Raw genomic sequence first — 16,714 nt, forward strand, 5'->3', positions numbered from 1 at the left:
GACGCAGCGACACCAGGAGACACCGTGAGCGTTCCGTACCAGACACCCGAGGAGCATCTCCATACGCTCCTGGGACGCGCCCTGAACTCCTTCGAGCTGCCCGACGAGACGATACGCCGCCTCGACTCGGCACTCGCGTACGACAGTTCGCTGTACTCCGCGCACCACAGCGGAGGGCTGCACCGCGAAACGCACCGCCATACCTTCCTGCTCGCCGACGGCAGCGCGCTCACGCTGTGGGAGCTCGCTCACAACAGCGCCCGGGGCAGCCAGCCGCAGCACGAGCTCTTCGCGGACGAGGAAGAGGTCCGTACGGCGGCCTCCCGACTGCCGTTCGCTGGCGGCCCCGACCCGTTCGACGAGGCCGCGCCGGGCGGCGGCGCGGGTGGGGGCGCGGGCGGTGACGCGCTGCCGCCGGAGATCCTGCGGCTGGTCGCCGAGTACGCCGCCCTGCCGAAGCGCGAGTACATCACCGAGGGGTCGGCCGACCACGCCAGGCGGCTGCTGCGTCGCGCGGAGAACGCCGACCGTCCCGGCGAGCGCACCGCCCGACGCGTGAGCACGGCACTGGCCCACCAGATCATCCAGGCCTTCCGAAGTCCCTGCTCGGACGCGTCGGGCTTCGGCTTCGCGCTCTACGAGCACGCCTTCCTGCTGCACGACGGCAGCGAGGTCAGCCTCTGGGAGGCCGAGCACACGGCGACCCCGGACGGGCGGCACATGTGCGAGGTGTACCTGAGCCAGGACGCGGCGCTCGCGGCGATGGAGCGCCGCGCGGGCCAGCCCAGCTGAGGGCCGAGGGCCTCACCCGGTGCAGGGGGTAAGGCTCTCGGCTGGCGGACGCCCGGGTGGCTAGGCGGCGGCCGTCACCCGGCTGTCGCCCGCGGGCGCCGCGGCTTCCGCGGCCTCCGCACCCACCAGCACGGGTGTGGTCGTGCGCGCGCCCTTCAGCAGGATGACCAGCGCGGTCGAGACACAGACGCCCGCCGCGACCGCCACCAGGTACAGCAGCGGCTGCCCGATCAGCGGGACCACGAAGATGCCGCCGTGCGGGGCTTGGAGCGTCGCCCCGAAGGCCATCGACAGCGCACCGGTGACCGCGCCGCCCGCCATCGACGCGGGGATCACCCGCAGCGGGTCGGCCGCGGCGAACGGGATCGCGCCCTCGGTGATGAAGGAGGCGCCCAGTACCCAGGCCGCCTTGCCGTTCTCCCGCTCGGTCTGGGTGAAGAGCTTCCCGCGTACGGTCGTGGCCAGGGCCATCGCCAGCGGGGGCACCATTCCGGCGCCCATGACCGCGGCCATCACCTTCAGGTTGCCGTCTGTGGCGCCCGCGCCCAGGCCGCCGATGGCGAAGGTGTAGGCGACCTTGTTCAGCGGGCCGCCGAGGTCGAAGCACATCATCAGGCCGAGGATCACCCCGAGGATGATCGCGTTGGCGCCGCTGAGGCCTTCCAGCCAGTTGGTCAGCGCGCTCTGCAGTTCGGCGATCGGCTTGCCGACCACCAGGAACATCAGGAAGCCGACCACGATCGACGAGAGCAGCGGAATGATGACCACCGGCATGATGCCGCGCAGCACCGACGGGATATGGAGCCGCTGGATGCCCATCACCGTCGCACCGGCGATCAGACCAGCGGCCAGACCGCCGAGGAACCCGGCGTTGATGGTGACCGCCACCGCGCCGCCGACGAAGCCGGGCACCAGACCCGGCCGGTCGGCCATTCCGTACGCGATGTATCCGGCGAGCACCGGCACCAGGAAGTCAAACGCCAGCGCGCCGACCTGGAAGAAGAGCGCGGCCCAGCTGTCGACCTGGCCCCAGGCGAAGTGGTCGGCGACCGACGTGGCCTCCTTGATCTCGTAGCCGCCGATCGCGAAGCCGAGGGCGATCAGCAGGCCGCCCGCCGCGACGAATGGCACCATGTAACTCACGCCGGACATCAGCCATTTGCGCAGCTTGGTGCCGTAGCCATCGCCCGCCTCGCCGGCCGCCTCGACGGGCGACGGCTTGCCCGCGGTGGTGCTCTCGCCGCGCACGGCCTTGCCGCGCACCTGGGCGATGAGTGCGGCCGGTCGGTTGATGCCCGCCTTGACTCCGACGTCGACGGTCGGCTTTCCGGCGAACCGTTCCTTCTCCCGTACGGGAACGTCGTGGGCGAAGATCACGGCGTCGGCCGCGGCGATGGCGGCCGGGTCGAGCCGGGTGAACCCGGCCGAGCCCTGGGTCTCCACGACGAGTTCGACCCCGGCGTCCCGCGCGGCGCTCTGCAGCGACTCGGCGGCCATGTAGGTGTGCGCGATGCCGGTGGGGCAGGAGGTGACGGCGACGATACGGAACGGCTGCCCGCCGCCCGGGCCCGCCTCATCCACGTCCCCGGCGTCCGCGCGTGACTCAGCACCAGCCGTGCCTGGATCATCGCCCCGGATCAGGGCCGCCGTACGCGCCGCGTTGTCAGCTGAGCGCAGTGCCGCGGTGAAGTCGGCGTCCATCAGGCGCCGGGCCAGCGAGGAGAGGATCGTCAGGTGGGCGTCGTCCGCGCCCGCCGGAGCGGCGATCAGGAAGATCAGGTCGGCCGGACCGTCCGGCGCCCCGAAGTCGATGCCCCGCGCGCTGCGCCCGAAGGCCAGCGTCGGCTCGGCCACATGGGCGCTGCGGCAGTGCGGGATGCCGATGCCGCCGTCGAGCCCGGTCGGCATCTGGGCCTCACGGGCGGCGACGTCGGCGAGGAAGCCGTCCAGGTCGGTGACCCGGCCCTGGGCGACCATGCGCTCGGCGAGCGAGCGGGCCGCCGCTTCCTTGGTATCGGCGGACAGGTCGAGGTCGACCAGTTCCGCGCTGATCATCTCGCTCATCGCGGGCTCCTTCGCTCGCATCTGACGGGGGTGGAGGTGCAGGTGCAGGTGGGGACAGCCGGGGGGACGGGGGTGTGGGTCATGCCGCGGGCTCCGTGAGGACGCGATCCAGGGGGACGTCGGCCGTCACGGTGACGGCCGACGGGTCAAGGTCGGCGGGCGCGGGCATCGCGCTGCCGGGCAGCCGCACCGCCGCGGCGCCATGCGCCACGGCGGACGCGAGGGCGTCAACCCCCGCGCCCCCGGCCACCAGGAATCCGGCCAGCGACGCATCGCCCGCGCCGACGTTGCTGCGTACGGCATCGACGCGCGCGGTCGCGAAGTACGCCCCCGAGGCGTCGACCAGCAACTGGCCGTCGGCGCCGAGGCTGGCGAGTACCGCACGGGCCCCGGCGTCGCGCAGCTCTTCGGCGGCCTTGACGGCGTCCCCGACCGTGGCGAGCGGGCGGCCGACGGCCTCCGCCAGCTCCTCGGCGTTCGGCTTGACGATGTCGGGGCGCTCGGCGAGCGCGGCGAGCAGCGACGGGCCCGAGGTGTCCAGGGCGATCCGCGCCCCGGCCGCGTGGGCGCGGCGTACCAACTCCGCGTACCAGGAAGGTTCGAGGCCGCGGGGCAGGCTGCCGCAGCAGGCGATCCAGGCGACCTCGCCCTGCTGGGCGGCCCGCTCGCGGACCGTGGAGAGCAGCGACTCGGCCTCGGCGGAGGTGAGTTCGGGTCCGGGCGCGTTGATTTTGGTGAGTGTCCCGTCCGGCTCGGCGACCGCGATGTTGGAGCGGGTCTGTCCGGCGACGGGCACCGGGGCGACCTCGATGCCCTGCTCGTGCAGGAGTTGGGCGACCAGTTCCCCCGGTGCCCCGCCCAGCGGCAGCACCGCCAGGGTCCGGCGCCCGGTCGCGGCGACGGCACGCGAGACGTTGACGCCCTTGCCTCCGGGGTCCATCCGCTCGCCGGTGGCCCGGATGACCTCGCCGCGGTCGAGCGCGGGGACCTCGTAGGTGCGGTCCAGGGACGGGTTCGGGGTGACGGTGAGGATCATGCGCGTACTGCTTTCGGCTCGGTGCGCGGGTGGCTTGCGGGGGTGCGCTCACAGGCGGGGGCGTACGTGCACACGTACGGCTTCGCGCAGGACCTCACGTACGGCTTCACGTAGGACCGCACGTACGGCTTCATGCGCGGACCACCTCGGTGCCGCCGCTCTCGATCGCGCGCGCGTCGTCGGCGCCGAGTCCGGTGTCGGTGATCAGCAGGTCTACGTCGCTGAGGTCGCCGAAGCGGGCGAAGTGCTCCTGCCCGTGCTTGGCCGAGTCCGCGAGCAGCACGACCCGGCGCGCGGCGGCGACGGCCGCGCGCTTGACGGCGGCCTCGGCGAGGTCGGGGGTGGTCAGCCCGCTGCTGGTGGAGAAGCCGTTGCTGGCCAGGAAGAGGACGTCGGCCCGGATCTCGCCGTACGCGCGCAGCGCCCAGGCATCGACGGCGGCGCGCGTACGGTGCCTGACCCGGCCGCCGACCAGGTGTAGTTGGACGCCGGGGTGGTCGGCGAGCCGGGCCGCGACGGGCAGGGCGTGGGTGACCACCGTCAGGCCCGACTCCAGCGGGAGCGCGGCGGCCAGCCGGGCGACCGTCGTACCGGCGTCGAGGATGACGCTGCCATCGGACGGCAGTTCGGCGAGGGCGGCGTGCGCGATGCGGTCCTTCTCGTCGGCGGCGGTGGATTCGCGCTCGGTGAGGTCGGGCTCTAAGTCGAGCCGCCCGGCCGGGATCGCGCCGCCGTGTACGCGGCGGACGAGTCCGGACCGGTCGAGGGCCTTGAGGTCACGCCGGATGGTCTCGGCGGTGACCTGGAACTCCTCGGCGAGGGACAGCACGTCAACCCGTCCGCTGTCGCGGGCGATGCGGAGGATCTCCTGCTGCCGCTCCGGTGCGTACATGCCTGCTTACCTCTGTTTCCATGCCCGAATCTGTGGTTTCGGCGTTAGATTACGCCCGCATCTCCGGGGAGTAAACAGATTCGGGCATCTTTTCGGACAGAAACGGGTGGCGAGTGACGACCTGAGGTCGTCACTCGCCACCCGCTGAGTTCCCAGAGGCTGTTCAGGGCACCGGAACCAGGCCCTCGGCCTCGGCCCGCTCGTCCGCCTTCGGCTTCACCTCAGCCACGGCCCCCGAGCCGTCCGCATCGCCCAAACCGCCCGAGCCATCCGAGTCGGCGCCCTCCACATGCAGCTTCGGGCGCGCGGGCAGCGCGAACATCAGCAGGAAGATCGCGCCGAGTACGGCGACCACCCAGCCCAGCGCGTTCTGGAACGCGTCCACGAACACCAGGCCGATCTCACTCCCCGGCCCCGCCCGGTCGATGACCCCGAAGAAGACCACCGACACCAGACCGAGGCCCAGCGCGTTGCCCATCTGCAGGGTCGTGTTGATCAGGCCCGACGCGGAGCCCGAGTGCTCCTTGGGCACCCCGGACAGCACCGCGTCGGTTAGCGGCGCCACGATCAGGCCCATCCCCAGACCCATGACCAGCAGCGGCAGCGCCATCTGCCACGGGCTGATCTCCAGGCCGTACCGCCCAGCCATCCACAGGTACAGGAGCAGTCCGGCGGCCATGGTCAGCGCGCCCGCCTGGAGCACCTTACGGCCGAAGCGAGGCACCAGCTTCTCCACCGAGAGCCCGGCCGCCACGGACACCGCGATCGAGAACGGAATGCCGGTCAGCCCGGACTTGAGTACGCCCCAGTCAAGACCGATCTGCATGTACAGCGTCCAGACCAGGAAGAAGATCCCGCAGACGATGCCGAAGGTGAGCTGCACCGCGATTCCCGCCGCGAAGCTCTTGACCCGGAACAGCGACAGCTCGATCAGCGGCGAGCCGTCCCGACGGGTCTTGTGCCGCTCGTACCCGACCAGGGCCGCGAAGACGGCCAGGGAACCGGCCATCGACACATAACCCCACAGCGGCCAGCCCAGCGCGCGTCCTTCGGTGAGCGGGTAGAGCAGCATCAGCAGGCCGACCGTGACCAGCGCGACGCCCACCAGGTCCAGGCGGAGCGCCTTCGGCGCCTTGGACTCGGAGATGAACCTGCTGCCGAGCAGCAGTCCGGCGATGCCCACCGGCAGGTTAATCAGGAAGATCGGGCGCCATTCGAGACCGAACAGGTTCCACTCGGTGAGCAGGGCGCCGAGCAGCGGCCCGGAGACGGCGCCGAGCCCGACGACCGCGCCGAACATCCCGAAGACCTTGCCCCGTTCGTGCGCCGGGAAGGTGGCGTGCACGATCGACAGCACCTGCGGGACCATCAGCGCGGCCATGCCGCCCTGCAGCAGCCGGGACGCGACCAGCATCTCCGGGTTCGCCGCGAGCCCGCAGAGCGCGGAGGCGACGGTGAAGCCCGCCATCCCGATCAGGAAGACCCGTTTACGGCCGTGGATGTCGCCCAGCCGACCGCCCGTGATCAGACCGGCCGCGAAGGCCAGCGCGTACCCCGCGGTGATCCATTGGATCTGGCTGTCCGACGCGCCCTCGTCGTGCTGGATGGTCGGGAGGGCGATGTTGACGATCGTCACGTCGACGAGGTCCATGAAGGCCGCGGTCATCACGATCGCCAGCGCGAACCAACGGCGCCGGTCCGGCCGGGCCTGGTCCCCGTCCTGGACCACGGGCTGGTCCGGGTCTGGCCGGTCTCCTACAGGTACGGGAGGGGTGCTCTGTGAGGTCATAGGACAAAGTTAGGGGTGATGTAGGTCAGGTCATGTCCTCGTTGACGCGCATCATGGATTCCATGACGACGACAGGAACGGACACCCCAGGACGGCTGCTCCAACTCCTCTCACTCCTCCAGACGCCTCGCGAATGGCCGGGCGGCGAGCTGGCCGAGCGGCTGAGCGTCTCGCGCCGCACGGTCCGGCGCGATGTCGACCGGCTGCGGGAGCTCGGCTACCCGGTGCAGGCCACGATGGGCGCCGACGGCGGCTATCGGCTGGTCGCGGGCAAGGCGATGCCACCGCTCGTCCTCGACGACGAGGAGGCGGTGGCGATCGCGGTCGGGCTGCGAGCTGGGGCCGGTCACGCGGTGGAGGGCATCGAGGAGGCCTCCGTACGGGCCCTCGCGAAGCTGGAGCAGGTACTGCCGTCGCGGTTGCGGCACCAGGTGAAGGCCCTGCAGTCGGCGACGACTCCGCTGGTCAGCGGGGACGGTGCGACGATCGCCCCGGAGACGCTGACCGTGCTGGGCGCCGCGACCACCGGTCAGGAGAAGCTCCGCTTCCACTACCGCTCCGGGGACGGGGCCGAGACCCGCCGCCTGGTCGAGCCGTACCGGCTGGTGTCGACGGGGCGCCGCTGGTACCTGGTCGCGTACGACATGAACCGCGAGGACTGGCGGACGTTCCGCGTCGACCGCGTCACGGAGCCGTTCGCGACGGGCGCGCGGTTCACGCCTCGGGAGGTTCCGGGCGGTGACCTGGTGGCGTTCATGCGCCGCACGGTGTGGCGGGGCACGCCGTCCCTGGACATCGACGTGTCCTTCGACGCGCCCGCGGCGGAGGTGGCGGCGCGGCTCCCGGCGGGGCTGGGCGCGCCGGTGCCGGAGACCGATCACACCTGTCGGCTCCGTGCGACGGTCACCGACTCCGTCGAGTGGGTGGCCCTGCGGCTGGCCCTGGTGGACGCGGACTTCACCGTCCACGGCCCGCCCGCGCTGGTGTCCCACGTACAGGCCCTGGCGTCCCGCCTCACCCGCGCTGCCCCTAGGCCGTGTCCGCAAAGTCCCGCCTGCCCGGCGACGCCTGGCACGCACGCTCGCGGCGTTGCCGAAACGCCCACGTGACTCCGCCACGAGGGCGCTCCGGCGCCTTGCGATCGCACGCACCAGACGCCGCCGGGCCGCCCTCCGGGCGACGACGGGACTTTGCGGACACGACCTAGCGCGGGGTGAGGCGGGACTGCGGGCGGGCGGGAGGCCGGTCGCCCGCCCGCGGGCCTAGCACTCAGCGCTAAGCGCTTAGCACTTAGCGCTCAGCGCCTAGTGGCCGTCCGGCTCAGGCCGCCGCGTCGAAGCCGGTGTCGCGGGCCAGCTTCTTCAGCTCGATCAGGGCGTGCTTCTCGATCTGGCGGATGCGCTCCCGGGTCAGGCCGTGCTGCTTGCCGACCTCCGTCAGCGTCCGCTCGCGGCCGTCGTCGATCCCGTACCGCATCTTGATGATGGAGGCCGTGCGGTGGTCGAGCCTGCCGATCAGGTCGTCTAGCTCCTCGCTCTGCAGCAGCGTCAGTACGGACTGCTCGGGCGAGATCGCGGAGGTGTCCTCCAGCAGGTCACCGAACTGGGTGTCGCCGTCGTCGTCCACCGACATGTTCAGCGAGACCGGGTCGCGGGCCCAGTCAAGTACGTCCCCGACGCGCTCCGGGGTCGTGCTCAGCTCGGCGGCGATCTCCGTGTGCTCCGGGTCGCGGCCGTGCTCGCGGTTGAACTCGCGCTGGATCCGGCGAATCCGGCCAAGCTCCTCCACCAGGTGGACGGGAAGCCGGATCGTACGGGACTGGTCCGCGATGGAACGGGTGATGGCCTGGCGAATCCACCATGTCGCGTACGTGGAGAACTTGAAGCCCTTGCGGTAGTCGAACTTCTCGACCGCGCGCACCAGGCCCGCGTTCCCCTCCTGGATCAGGTCGAGCAGCGGCAGCCCGCTGCGCGGGTATCGCCGGGCGACGGCCACCACAAGGCGGAGGTTGGAGCGGATGAAGACGTCCTTCGCCCGGTCACTGTCAGCGACCAGGGCCGTCAGCTCCTCGCGCGTCGCCCCCTTGGCGGCCTCGCTGTCCTGCTCCACCGCGCCGTCCAGGATCTTCTGGGCATACACCCCCGCCTCGATGACCTGAGACAGCTCGACCTCCTTGGCGGCATCGAGCAGCGGCGTACGAGCGATTTCGTCCAGGTACATGCCGACCAGGTCGCGGTCGGCGATCTCGCCGCCTACGGCGCGAACACTGCTTGCCGCGCCGGTCTCGCCGGCGGCGGCGGACTTGCGGCGGGCGACGGCACGGGTTGCCATGCTTGCTCCCTTGTCATCAGAGGATCAGCCGGTCTGTGGGTAAAGGCACACCCTGCCGGGTGCCCTGCATCCGATGGAAACAACGACTGGAATCCGGACAGAATTCCCAAGCCGTCCGACAATTTTCGCGATCATGCAGTACCCTGCGTCGCCACCAAGGAGGGAAGATGCCGCAGGTACCTACAGAGGTGCAGGTCAGGGCGGGACACGAGGGAGACCTCAGCCCCCTCACCGACATCTACAACCACTACGTGCGTGAGACGGCCGTCACGTTCGACACGGACGTCTTCACTGCGCGGGAGCGGCTGCCGTGGCTGCGCTCCCACCCTGAAGACGGCCCACACCGCCTCCTGGTTGCTCAGGACGTGCCGAGTTCCCGCATCCTGGGGTACGCGACCACGAGCGCGTTCCGCCCGAAGCCCGCGTACGCGCCCTCGGTCGAGGCCACCGTCTACCTCGCCCCGGACGTGGGCGGTCGCGGCATCGGCAGCCTCCTCTACAAGGCGCTCTTCGACGCGCTGTCCGCCGAGGACGTCCATCGCGTGTACGCGGGCGTCGCCCTGCCGAACGAGGCGTCGGTGCGGCTGCACGAGCGCTTCGGCTTCACACACGTCGGTACGTACCACGAGGTGGGCCGGAAGTTCGGCCGCTACTGGGACGTGGCCTGGTTCGAGAAGCGCCTCGAGGAGCCGGAGAGCTTCGACGGGCTTCGATGAGCTTCGATGAGGTTTCGACGCGGTGATTGAAAGCTAAAGAAGTGGTCGTACGGTGGAACTATGACGAACGACCACGAGGAACCACGCTGGCTCAGTGACGAGGAACAGCGTGTCTGGCGGGCCTACCTCCAGGCCACCACACTCCTCGACGACCACCTGGACCGGCAGCTGCAGCGGGACGCCAGGATGCCGCACGTCTACTACGGACTCCTGGTCACGCTCTCCGCGGCCCCGCGCCGCCGGATGCGGATGACCGAGCTGGCCAAGTACGCCAAGATCACCCGGTCCCGGCTCTCGCACGCGATCGCGCGCCTGGAGCAGCGGGGGTGGGTCATCCGCGAGGACTGCCCCTCGGATAAGCGTGGCCAGAACGCGTTCCTGACCGATGCCGGGTTCGAGGTCCTGCGGCAGGCGGCACCCGGCCATGTGGCCGCCGTACGGCACGCGCTGTTCGACCGGCTCACCTCCGAACAGCAGAAGTCCCTCGGCGAGATCATGGAGATCGTCGCCGAGGGACTACAGCCCAAGGAGGTGGGCGCGGACCTGCCCTGGCTCCGCTGAGCCAGGAGGTCCGCCCCGCGCGCTCAGTGCGCTCAGTGCGCGATGACCGGAACCTTCACCTCGTCCGCGGCACCGCTCGCCCCACCGTCACCCGACGCGGCGGGAGCGCCCGGAGCGCCACCCTGCCCCCGGGTGTTGACCATGGCCACCGCGATACCCGCGGCGATCACCAGGATGCCGACCGCCCACCAGATCGCGCTGGTGTAGCCGTGCACCAGGGCCTGCGCCTCCAGCAGCCGCGGGTTGCTCGCGCCCGCCGCGCGGTCCGCGACGTACGCGGTGGTGGCGCTGGCGGCGATGGTGTTCAGCAGGGCCGTGCCGATCGCGCCGCCGACCTGCTGTGAGGTGTTGACCATCGCGGACGCGACACCGGAGTCCCGCGCCTCGACCCCGTGTGTGGCCAGCGACATGGCGGGCATGAACGCGGTCCCCATACCGAGGCCGAGCAGCAGCTGTCCGGGCAGGATGACACCGGCGTACGAGGTGTCGATGGACAGCTGCGTCAGCAGCAGCATGCCGACCGCCGCGGTCAGGAAGCCGGGGCCCATCAGCAGCCGCGGCGGGACCCTGGTCATCAGGCGGGCGCCGATCTGGGTGGAGCCCACGATCATGCCCGCGATCATCGGCAGGAAGGCGAAGCCGGTCTTGACCGGCGAGTACCCCTTCACGATCTGCAGGTAGTACGTGAGGAACAGGAACAGGCCGAACATCGCGATGACGGCGAGTCCCAGCGAGAGGTAGACCCCGCCCCGGTTGCGCTCGGCCAGCACCCGCAGCGGCAGCAGCGGCGCCTTGACCCTGGCCTCGACGGCGATGAACGCGGCCAGCAGCACGGCGGATGCGATGAACATGAAGACGGTCACGCCGTCCGACCAGCCCTCGGACTCGGCGCGCGTGAAGCCGTACACCAGCGCCACCAGACCCAGCGTGGAGAGCACCACCCCCGGGATGTCGAGCGGAGAGCGGTTGCGGGCCCCCGCCGGTTCGCGGATCACCAGGTACGCGCCGACGGCGGCGATGACCGCGAAGGGGATGTTGACGAAGAAGGTCCAGCGCCAGTTCAGGTACTCGGTGAGGAAGCCGCCGAGTATGAGTCCCACGGCGCCACCGCCACCGGCGATCGCACCGTAGATACCGAACGCCTTGGCCCGCTCCTTGCCCTCGGTGAACATGACGGCGAGCAGCGACAGCGCGGCCGGGGCGAGCAGCGCGCCGAAGGCGCCCTGGAGCGCGCGGGCGCCGAGCATCATGGCCTCGCCGGTGGCCGCGCCACCAAGGGCGGAGGCTCCGGCGAAGCCGATCAGGCCGGTGACGAAGGTGCGCTTACGGCCCCACAGGTCGGCGATCCGGCCGCCGAAGAGCAGCAGACCACCGAAGGCCAGGGCGTAGGCGGTGATGACCCACTGCTTGTTGCCCTCGGAGATGCCCAGGTCCGCCTGGGCCGAGGGCAGCGCGATGTTCACGATGGTCGCGTCGAGTACGACCATCAACTGGGCCAGTGCGATAAAGACCAGCGCTCTCCAGCGCTTGGGATCGGGGAGAGCTGTTTCAGGCATGGGGGTACCCACGGCGGGACTCCTTGGTCAGGGCGGTGCTGGTGGAAGGCTTGGTAAGGCGGTGGCTTGAGCGGCGAGTTGGGCGGCTTGGTGACTACTCTGCTAGCTCAAGCCCACTTGAGGTCAAACGGTTATTTTCCGTACGTCACCCATGACGCCGGAAATCCTCCAAGGTGGCGGGGGCGCCGGGCAGTTCGGACCGCGCGGGGGCCTGCAGGCCGTCCAGGAACAGCTGCAGATGGCGGTGGACGAATCGGTCGAAGTTGAGGCAGGCGGTTCCCGGTAGCGGCCGGGTGAGCTGGGACAGCGCGACCATCAGGTCCCCGACGGCGACGCCCTCCCGCAACTGGCCGCTCTCGCGCGCCCGTCGCATGAGCGCGTCGACGAGCCGCTCCAGCCGCTGACGGGACGCCAGCAGGTCGGGGTCTTCCCGGTCGAAGCCCTCAGAGAGCATCGGGCACAGCGCCCCGATGCGCTCGTCGGCCGCCGTGTGCACGAAGTCGCGCAGCGCCTGGAACGCGTCCGGCTCTTCGCTGGCGAACCGCTCGGCCGCGGCCGAGATGCGGTCCATCACCGAGCACACGACCTCGCGCACCAGCTCGTTACGGTCCGCGAAGTGCCGGTAGACCGTGGCGTTGCCGACCCCCGCGCGGCGCGCGATCTCGTCGAGCGGGACCTGGGCTCCGGACTCGACGAACATCTCGCGCGCGGCGGTGATGATCCGCTCCCGGTTACGCAGGGCATCGGCCCGGGGACGCGGCATCCTGCGCAGGGTTTCCACGGCTGCCTCCTGACGGTCATAGGTGGGGACTCAGTCCCCGTTTCACAGCGACATCCCTCCAAACGGGGAATGGGTCCCCACTTATTTCGCGCTCGAATGTGACTTGACTCACGGCCCCCACCAGGGCAAACACTCCGCCGCCCCGGCCACATACGCACGTTCGGTCGCCTTCAGCGAGCGCTCCGACACGCCCGGCCACAGGGTGACGAAGAAGGGCGCAGCCACCTCCGTCGGCTGCCGTGGACCGGAAGGCCATCGCATGCAGGTGACCCGCCGTCGGATACGCAGGCCCCGCCGCAGCGCGATATTCGCCGTGACCGCGGCCCTGACCCTCACTCTCAGCTCGTCGGCGAGCTCCGGTCGGCTCTCCCCCGACCCTCAGACGGCCGGTCCGGTCGCGGGAAACCGCGCCACGGCACTCGGGCCCTGCATGATCAGCGGCTCGATGGGCGTGCAGATGTCGGAGGGCGTCCCCACGGCCCCCGGCTATACGCCCTCCACGGGCACCGTCCGTGCCCTCAACCTCATGATCGACTTCCCGGACGCGCCGGGCGAGGGCAGCGCCCTCGACCGGTACGCGGAGTTCTTCCCGCAGACCCAGGACTGGTTTCGCACCAGCTCGTACGGGCGCCTCGACTACCGCCCCGAGGTCCCGGTCAGGGAGTGGCTCAGGATGCCGATCCCGTTCACCGAGTACGGCATAGAGCGCGGCGCCCCCTTCGACCCCGGCTACCGCCAGCTGATCGAGGACATCGTGCGGGCCGCCGACGCGGACGTGGACTTCAGTGCGTACGACCTGGTCAACGTCCTGGTCACGCCGAACGCGGGCCCCTCGGCCCTGGACACCGTCCTGTCCGTCACCTTCGCCGGGAACCCCGAAGCGCCGGTCGCCGACGGGGTGCCCCTCGCCAACGCCTCGTTCGTCTACAGCCGCCAGGACGACGGTTCGGGCTCGTACGAGGAGACCGGCTACCGCGTCCTGCCGCACGAGAACGGCCATGTCTTCGGCCTGCCGGACCTCTACACGGCCGAGGGCGGCGGCGCGGTCGGCCACTGGGACATCATGAGCGAGGACTGGGGCGCCAACAACGACCTGCTCGGCTGGCACAAGTGGAAGCTGGGCTGGCTGGACGACGCCCAGGTCAGCTGCGCGGCCACGGCGGGCACCAGCGAGCACGAGCTGGTCCCGCTGGCGTCGGACGGCGGCGACGGCGGCGGTGACGGTGGCGGCGGTGGCCGCAAGCTGACCTTCATACCCATCGACCAGCGCAGCGGCTACGCGGTCGAGGTGCGCACCCGCGCGGGCAACGACGAGGCGGTCTGCAAGCCGGGCGTGCTGATCTACCGCGTGGACGCCGAGGTGGACACCGGCCACGGCCCGGTCACGATCGCCGACTCGGCTCGCGACAGCGGCGGCTGTACGCGGCGCCCGAACGTCCACGCGGAGCTCTCCGACGCGCCGTTCGCGCCCGGCGAGACCTTCACCGACGAGGACGCGGAGATCCGGGTCCAGGTGGCGGCGGCAACCCTGGAGGGCGCGTACCGGGTGCGCGTGACGCGTTCATGAAACCGTGACACGTCCCGCTTGGCCAGCATGGCGAAATGGACGTTAAATAGTGAATAAGGAGCAGATAAAGGCTTGTGCAAGAGCAGGAGGCGGGTCCGCCATGAGCACACACCCGACTATGGAGCAGCACCCTGATCTCGCCGAGATGCGTTCCCGGTTCGAGAGGGCGACCAGCAGTCCCCGTGGCCAGGCAGTCGAGGCACTGGCCTTCCTCACCGGTGTGTACCTGGCCGCCTCACCGTGGATCGCGGGATTCAGCGGCATCACGGCACTCGCCACGACCAACCTGATCCTCGGCATCGCCTATGTCCTCTGCATGGGCCCCCTGGGCTCCGCCTTCGAGCGGACCCATGCGATGGCGTGGTGCGCCGTGTGCATCGGCGCGTTCACGATCATCTCGCCGTGGATCGTCACCGGAAACGTCGACACGACCCGCACCGTGTGGAACAACGTCATCGTCGGTGCCGTCGCCCTGGTGCTCGGTGCCGCCATGGCGGCGACCGGAGAGCGCGGGGCCGGAGCAGCACTCCGCGCCCGCCGCGGGGGCGGAGCGGCCACCTAGGCTCACCCGCAGGGCCCCGGACGCCTCACCCTGGCGCCCGGGGCCCTTCTTCTGCCCTCTCCTGCGCCCGCGGCCCTACCCAGTCCCCGTCGGCATCCCCGTCGGCGCCGCAGCGCCGAGCATCGCCCCCATCGCGGCGACCACGGACGGCTCGACCCGGTAGTACACCCAGGTACCGCGCCGCTCGGAGGCGAGCAGCCCGGCCTCGCGGAGCTTCTTGAGGTGATGGCTGACGGTCGGCTGGGACACCCCGACATCGGAGATGTCGCAGACACAGGCCTCACCACCCTCGTGCGAGGCGACCAGCGAGAACAGCCGCAGCCGCACCGGGTCACCGAGCGCCTTGAACATCGCGGCGGTGCGCTCCGCCTCGTCGGCGGTCAGCGGGCGTTCGTTGAGCGGCGGGCAGCAGGGGGCGACGGAGGTAGGGGTGGAGGTGGGGGCCGGGGTGGGGGCCGGGGTCTCGGGCTCCAGCAGGGGCAGCGCCTTCACATTCGACATGCGTCTATTTTGGCATACATCAAATCTTGATTCGACGATCTTCTATGTTGACGAATGTCAAAGCAAGTGCGAGGCTGCCTCCCACAAGGCATCGACAGCCGTCGAACCAAGGAGACAGTCATCGTGACGACCGCACCGCCGCGCACCCCCGCCACCCCCGCCACCCCCGCCGCCCCGCCCACCGTGGTCATCGGCGCAGGCCCCATCGGCCTGGCCGCCGCCGCGCACCTCATCGAGCGCGGCCAGCGGCCCCTGGTCCTGGAGTCGGGCCCCCGCGCGGCCACGGCGGTACGGGGCTGGGCCCACGTCCGCCTCTTCTCGACCTGGGGCGAGGTGATCGACCCGGTGGCCGAAAAGCTGCTCACGCCCACCGGCTGGACGGCGCCCGACAAGGACACGTACCCCACCGGCGGCGACTGGGCGGACCGCTACCTCCAGCCGCTGGCCGACGCCCTCGGCGATCATGTCCGGTACGGCACCCGCGTCACCGGCGTCTCCCGCGCGGGCCGCGACCGGGTGGTCGACGCCGACCGCGCCGAGCAGCCCTTCACCGTACGGGTCGAGCACCCGGACGGCACCGAGGAGCGGCTGCTGGCCCGCGCGGTCGTGGACGCGTCCGGCACCTGGTCGACCCCCGGCCCGATCGGCGGCGACGGCCTCCCCGCCCTCGGCGAGCGGGCCGCGGCCGACCGCGTCAGCTACCGCGTCCCGGACCTCAAGGACCCCGCCGTACGCAGGCGTTACGCGGGCAAGCGCACCGCGGTGATCGGCTCCGGCGCCTCCGCCTTCACCGCGCTCGCCGGGCTCGCCGACCTCGCGAAGGAGGCCCCGGGCACGCACGCCGTCTGGGTGCTGCGGCGCGGCATCAGCGGTGACACGTACGGCGGCGGCGAGGCCGACCAGCTTCCGGCGCGCGGCGCGCTGGGCCTGCGCGCCAAGGCGGCGGTGGCGGACGGCCACGCGGAGGCCGTCACCGGCTTCCGTACGGCGGCCATCGAGACGGCCATAGAGACGGTGGCCGTCGGGCAGGACGGCGACGGCCTGGTCCTGGTCTCCGAGACCGGCACCCGCCTCGACCCCGTCCACGAGGTCATCGCCCTCACCGGGCTTCGCCCCGACCACTCCTACCTGAACGAACTCCGCCTGAACCTGGACGAGCGCCTCCAGGCCCCGGTCGAACTCGCCCCGCTCATCGACCCCAACGTGCACTCCTGCGGCACGGTCTACCCGCACGGCGCCAGGGAGCTCGCCCACCCCGAGCAGGACGTCTACCTGGTCGGCATGAAGAGCTACGGCCGCGCCCCGACCTTCCTCGCCATGACCGGCTACGAGCAGGTCCGTTCGGTCGCCGCGGCCCTGGCGGGCGACCATGAGGCCGCCGCCCGGGTGGAGTTGATCCTCGCCGAGTCGGGCGTCTGCGGCGGGTCGGGCCTCTACGACGAACCGTCCCCCGCCAACGACGCCTCGGCGGGCGGTGGTTGCTGCGCCGCGCCCGCCGCGCCTGCCACGCCCGCCGCGCCCGCCACGCTCTGACAGGTCGCTGACTTCTCCCTTCCTCGACCCGCG

The 16,714-nt window shown here is 71.1% G+C and carries 15 protein-coding genes; 7 read left to right on the top strand and 8 right to left on the bottom strand.

Annotated elements, in window-relative coordinates; genetic code table 11:
• Positions 1 to 24 precede the first annotated feature (24 nt).
• The gene (locus tag GCN81_RS26760; protein WP_156727054.1) at positions 25 to 792 is read left to right on the top strand and encodes a DUF6227 family protein; all 768 of its coding nucleotides are present in this window, start codon (positions 25 to 27) and stop codon (positions 790 to 792) included.
• Between the two features lie 60 nt (positions 793 to 852).
• On the opposite strand, the gene GCN81_RS26765 is transcribed toward GCN81_RS26760, so the two are convergent.
• From GCN81_RS26765 to GCN81_RS26780, 4 genes are all read right to left on the bottom strand, one after another.
• Positions 853 to 2,856: a PTS fructose transporter subunit IIABC gene (locus GCN81_RS26765; protein WP_156727055.1), complete on the bottom strand. Its 2,004-nt coding sequence runs from the start codon at positions 2,854 to 2,856 to the stop codon at positions 853 to 855.
• A gap of 79 nt (positions 2,857 to 2,935) precedes the next feature.
• A complete protein-coding gene (gene pfkB, locus GCN81_RS26770) occupies positions 2,936 to 3,892 on the bottom strand; it encodes a 1-phosphofructokinase (protein WP_156727056.1) in 957 nt (318 codons plus the stop codon).
• A gap of 130 nt (positions 3,893 to 4,022) precedes the next feature.
• Positions 4,023 to 4,784 (bottom strand): DeoR/GlpR family DNA-binding transcription regulator, encoded by a 762-nt coding sequence (locus tag GCN81_RS26775; protein ID WP_156727057.1) that lies wholly within the window; start codon positions 4,782 to 4,784, stop codon positions 4,023 to 4,025.
• A gap of 163 nt (positions 4,785 to 4,947) precedes the next feature.
• Complete coding sequence (locus GCN81_RS26780) at positions 4,948 to 6,573, bottom strand: MFS transporter (protein ID WP_156727058.1); 1,626 nt, start codon at positions 6,571 to 6,573, stop codon at positions 4,948 to 4,950.
• 62 nt (positions 6,574 to 6,635) lie between these two features.
• Between GCN81_RS26780 and GCN81_RS26785 the strand changes: the two genes are divergently transcribed.
• Positions 6,636 to 7,682, top strand: coding sequence for a helix-turn-helix transcriptional regulator (locus tag GCN81_RS26785; RefSeq protein ID WP_156727059.1), 1,047 nt, complete (start codon positions 6,636 to 6,638; stop codon positions 7,680 to 7,682).
• A 211-nt stretch (positions 7,683 to 7,893) separates the two neighbouring features.
• On the opposite strand, the gene GCN81_RS26790 is transcribed toward GCN81_RS26785, so the two are convergent.
• Complete coding sequence (locus GCN81_RS26790; RefSeq protein ID WP_156727060.1) at positions 7,894 to 8,904, bottom strand: sigma-70 family RNA polymerase sigma factor; 1,011 nt, start codon at positions 8,902 to 8,904, stop codon at positions 7,894 to 7,896.
• A gap of 167 nt (positions 8,905 to 9,071) precedes the next feature.
• Between GCN81_RS26790 and GCN81_RS26795 the strand changes: the two genes are divergently transcribed.
• Both GCN81_RS26795 and GCN81_RS26800 read left to right on the top strand, forming a co-directional pair.
• Positions 9,072 to 9,620 (top strand): GNAT family N-acetyltransferase, encoded by a 549-nt coding sequence (locus GCN81_RS26795; protein ID WP_156727061.1) that lies wholly within the window; start codon positions 9,072 to 9,074, stop codon positions 9,618 to 9,620.
• A gap of 60 nt (positions 9,621 to 9,680) precedes the next feature.
• Positions 9,681 to 10,181 (top strand): MarR family winged helix-turn-helix transcriptional regulator, encoded by a 501-nt coding sequence (locus GCN81_RS26800; protein ID WP_156727062.1) that lies wholly within the window; start codon positions 9,681 to 9,683, stop codon positions 10,179 to 10,181.
• 32 nt (positions 10,182 to 10,213) lie between these two features.
• On the opposite strand, the gene GCN81_RS26805 is transcribed toward GCN81_RS26800, so the two are convergent.
• Positions 10,214 to 11,737, bottom strand: coding sequence for an MFS transporter (locus GCN81_RS26805; protein WP_156727193.1), 1,524 nt, complete (start codon positions 11,735 to 11,737; stop codon positions 10,214 to 10,216).
• Positions 11,738 to 11,882: 145 nt separating this feature from the next.
• Complete coding sequence (locus GCN81_RS26810) at positions 11,883 to 12,500, bottom strand: TetR/AcrR family transcriptional regulator (RefSeq protein ID WP_156727063.1); 618 nt, start codon at positions 12,498 to 12,500, stop codon at positions 11,883 to 11,885.
• A 277-nt stretch (positions 12,501 to 12,777) separates the two neighbouring features.
• Between GCN81_RS26810 and GCN81_RS26815 the strand changes: the two genes are divergently transcribed.
• Together GCN81_RS26815 and GCN81_RS26820 are read left to right on the top strand one after the other, a co-directional pair.
• Complete coding sequence (locus GCN81_RS26815; protein ID WP_156727064.1) at positions 12,778 to 14,085, top strand: M6 family metalloprotease domain-containing protein; 1,308 nt, start codon at positions 12,778 to 12,780, stop codon at positions 14,083 to 14,085.
• Positions 14,086 to 14,185: 100 nt separating this feature from the next.
• Complete coding sequence (locus tag GCN81_RS26820) at positions 14,186 to 14,647, top strand: SPW repeat protein (RefSeq protein ID WP_156727065.1); 462 nt, start codon at positions 14,186 to 14,188, stop codon at positions 14,645 to 14,647.
• 75 nt (positions 14,648 to 14,722) lie between these two features.
• Here the strand turns inward: GCN81_RS26820 and GCN81_RS26825 are convergent, their stop codons facing one another.
• On the bottom strand, positions 14,723 to 15,148 hold the full coding sequence (locus tag GCN81_RS26825) for an ArsR/SmtB family transcription factor (protein WP_156727066.1): 426 nt from the start codon (positions 15,146 to 15,148) through the stop codon (positions 14,723 to 14,725).
• 123 nt (positions 15,149 to 15,271) lie between these two features.
• On the opposite strand from GCN81_RS26825, the gene GCN81_RS26830 reads away from it, so the two are divergent.
• Positions 15,272 to 16,681: an NAD(P)-binding domain-containing protein gene (locus tag GCN81_RS26830; protein WP_231626983.1), complete on the top strand. Its 1,410-nt coding sequence runs from the start codon at positions 15,272 to 15,274 to the stop codon at positions 16,679 to 16,681.
• The last annotated feature ends 33 nt before the right edge of the window (positions 16,682 to 16,714 follow it).

The sequence above is a fragment of the Streptomyces apocyni genome (genome assembly GCF_009739465.1).
Classification (GTDB): domain Bacteria; phylum Actinomycetota; class Actinomycetes; order Streptomycetales; family Streptomycetaceae; genus Streptomyces; species Streptomyces apocyni.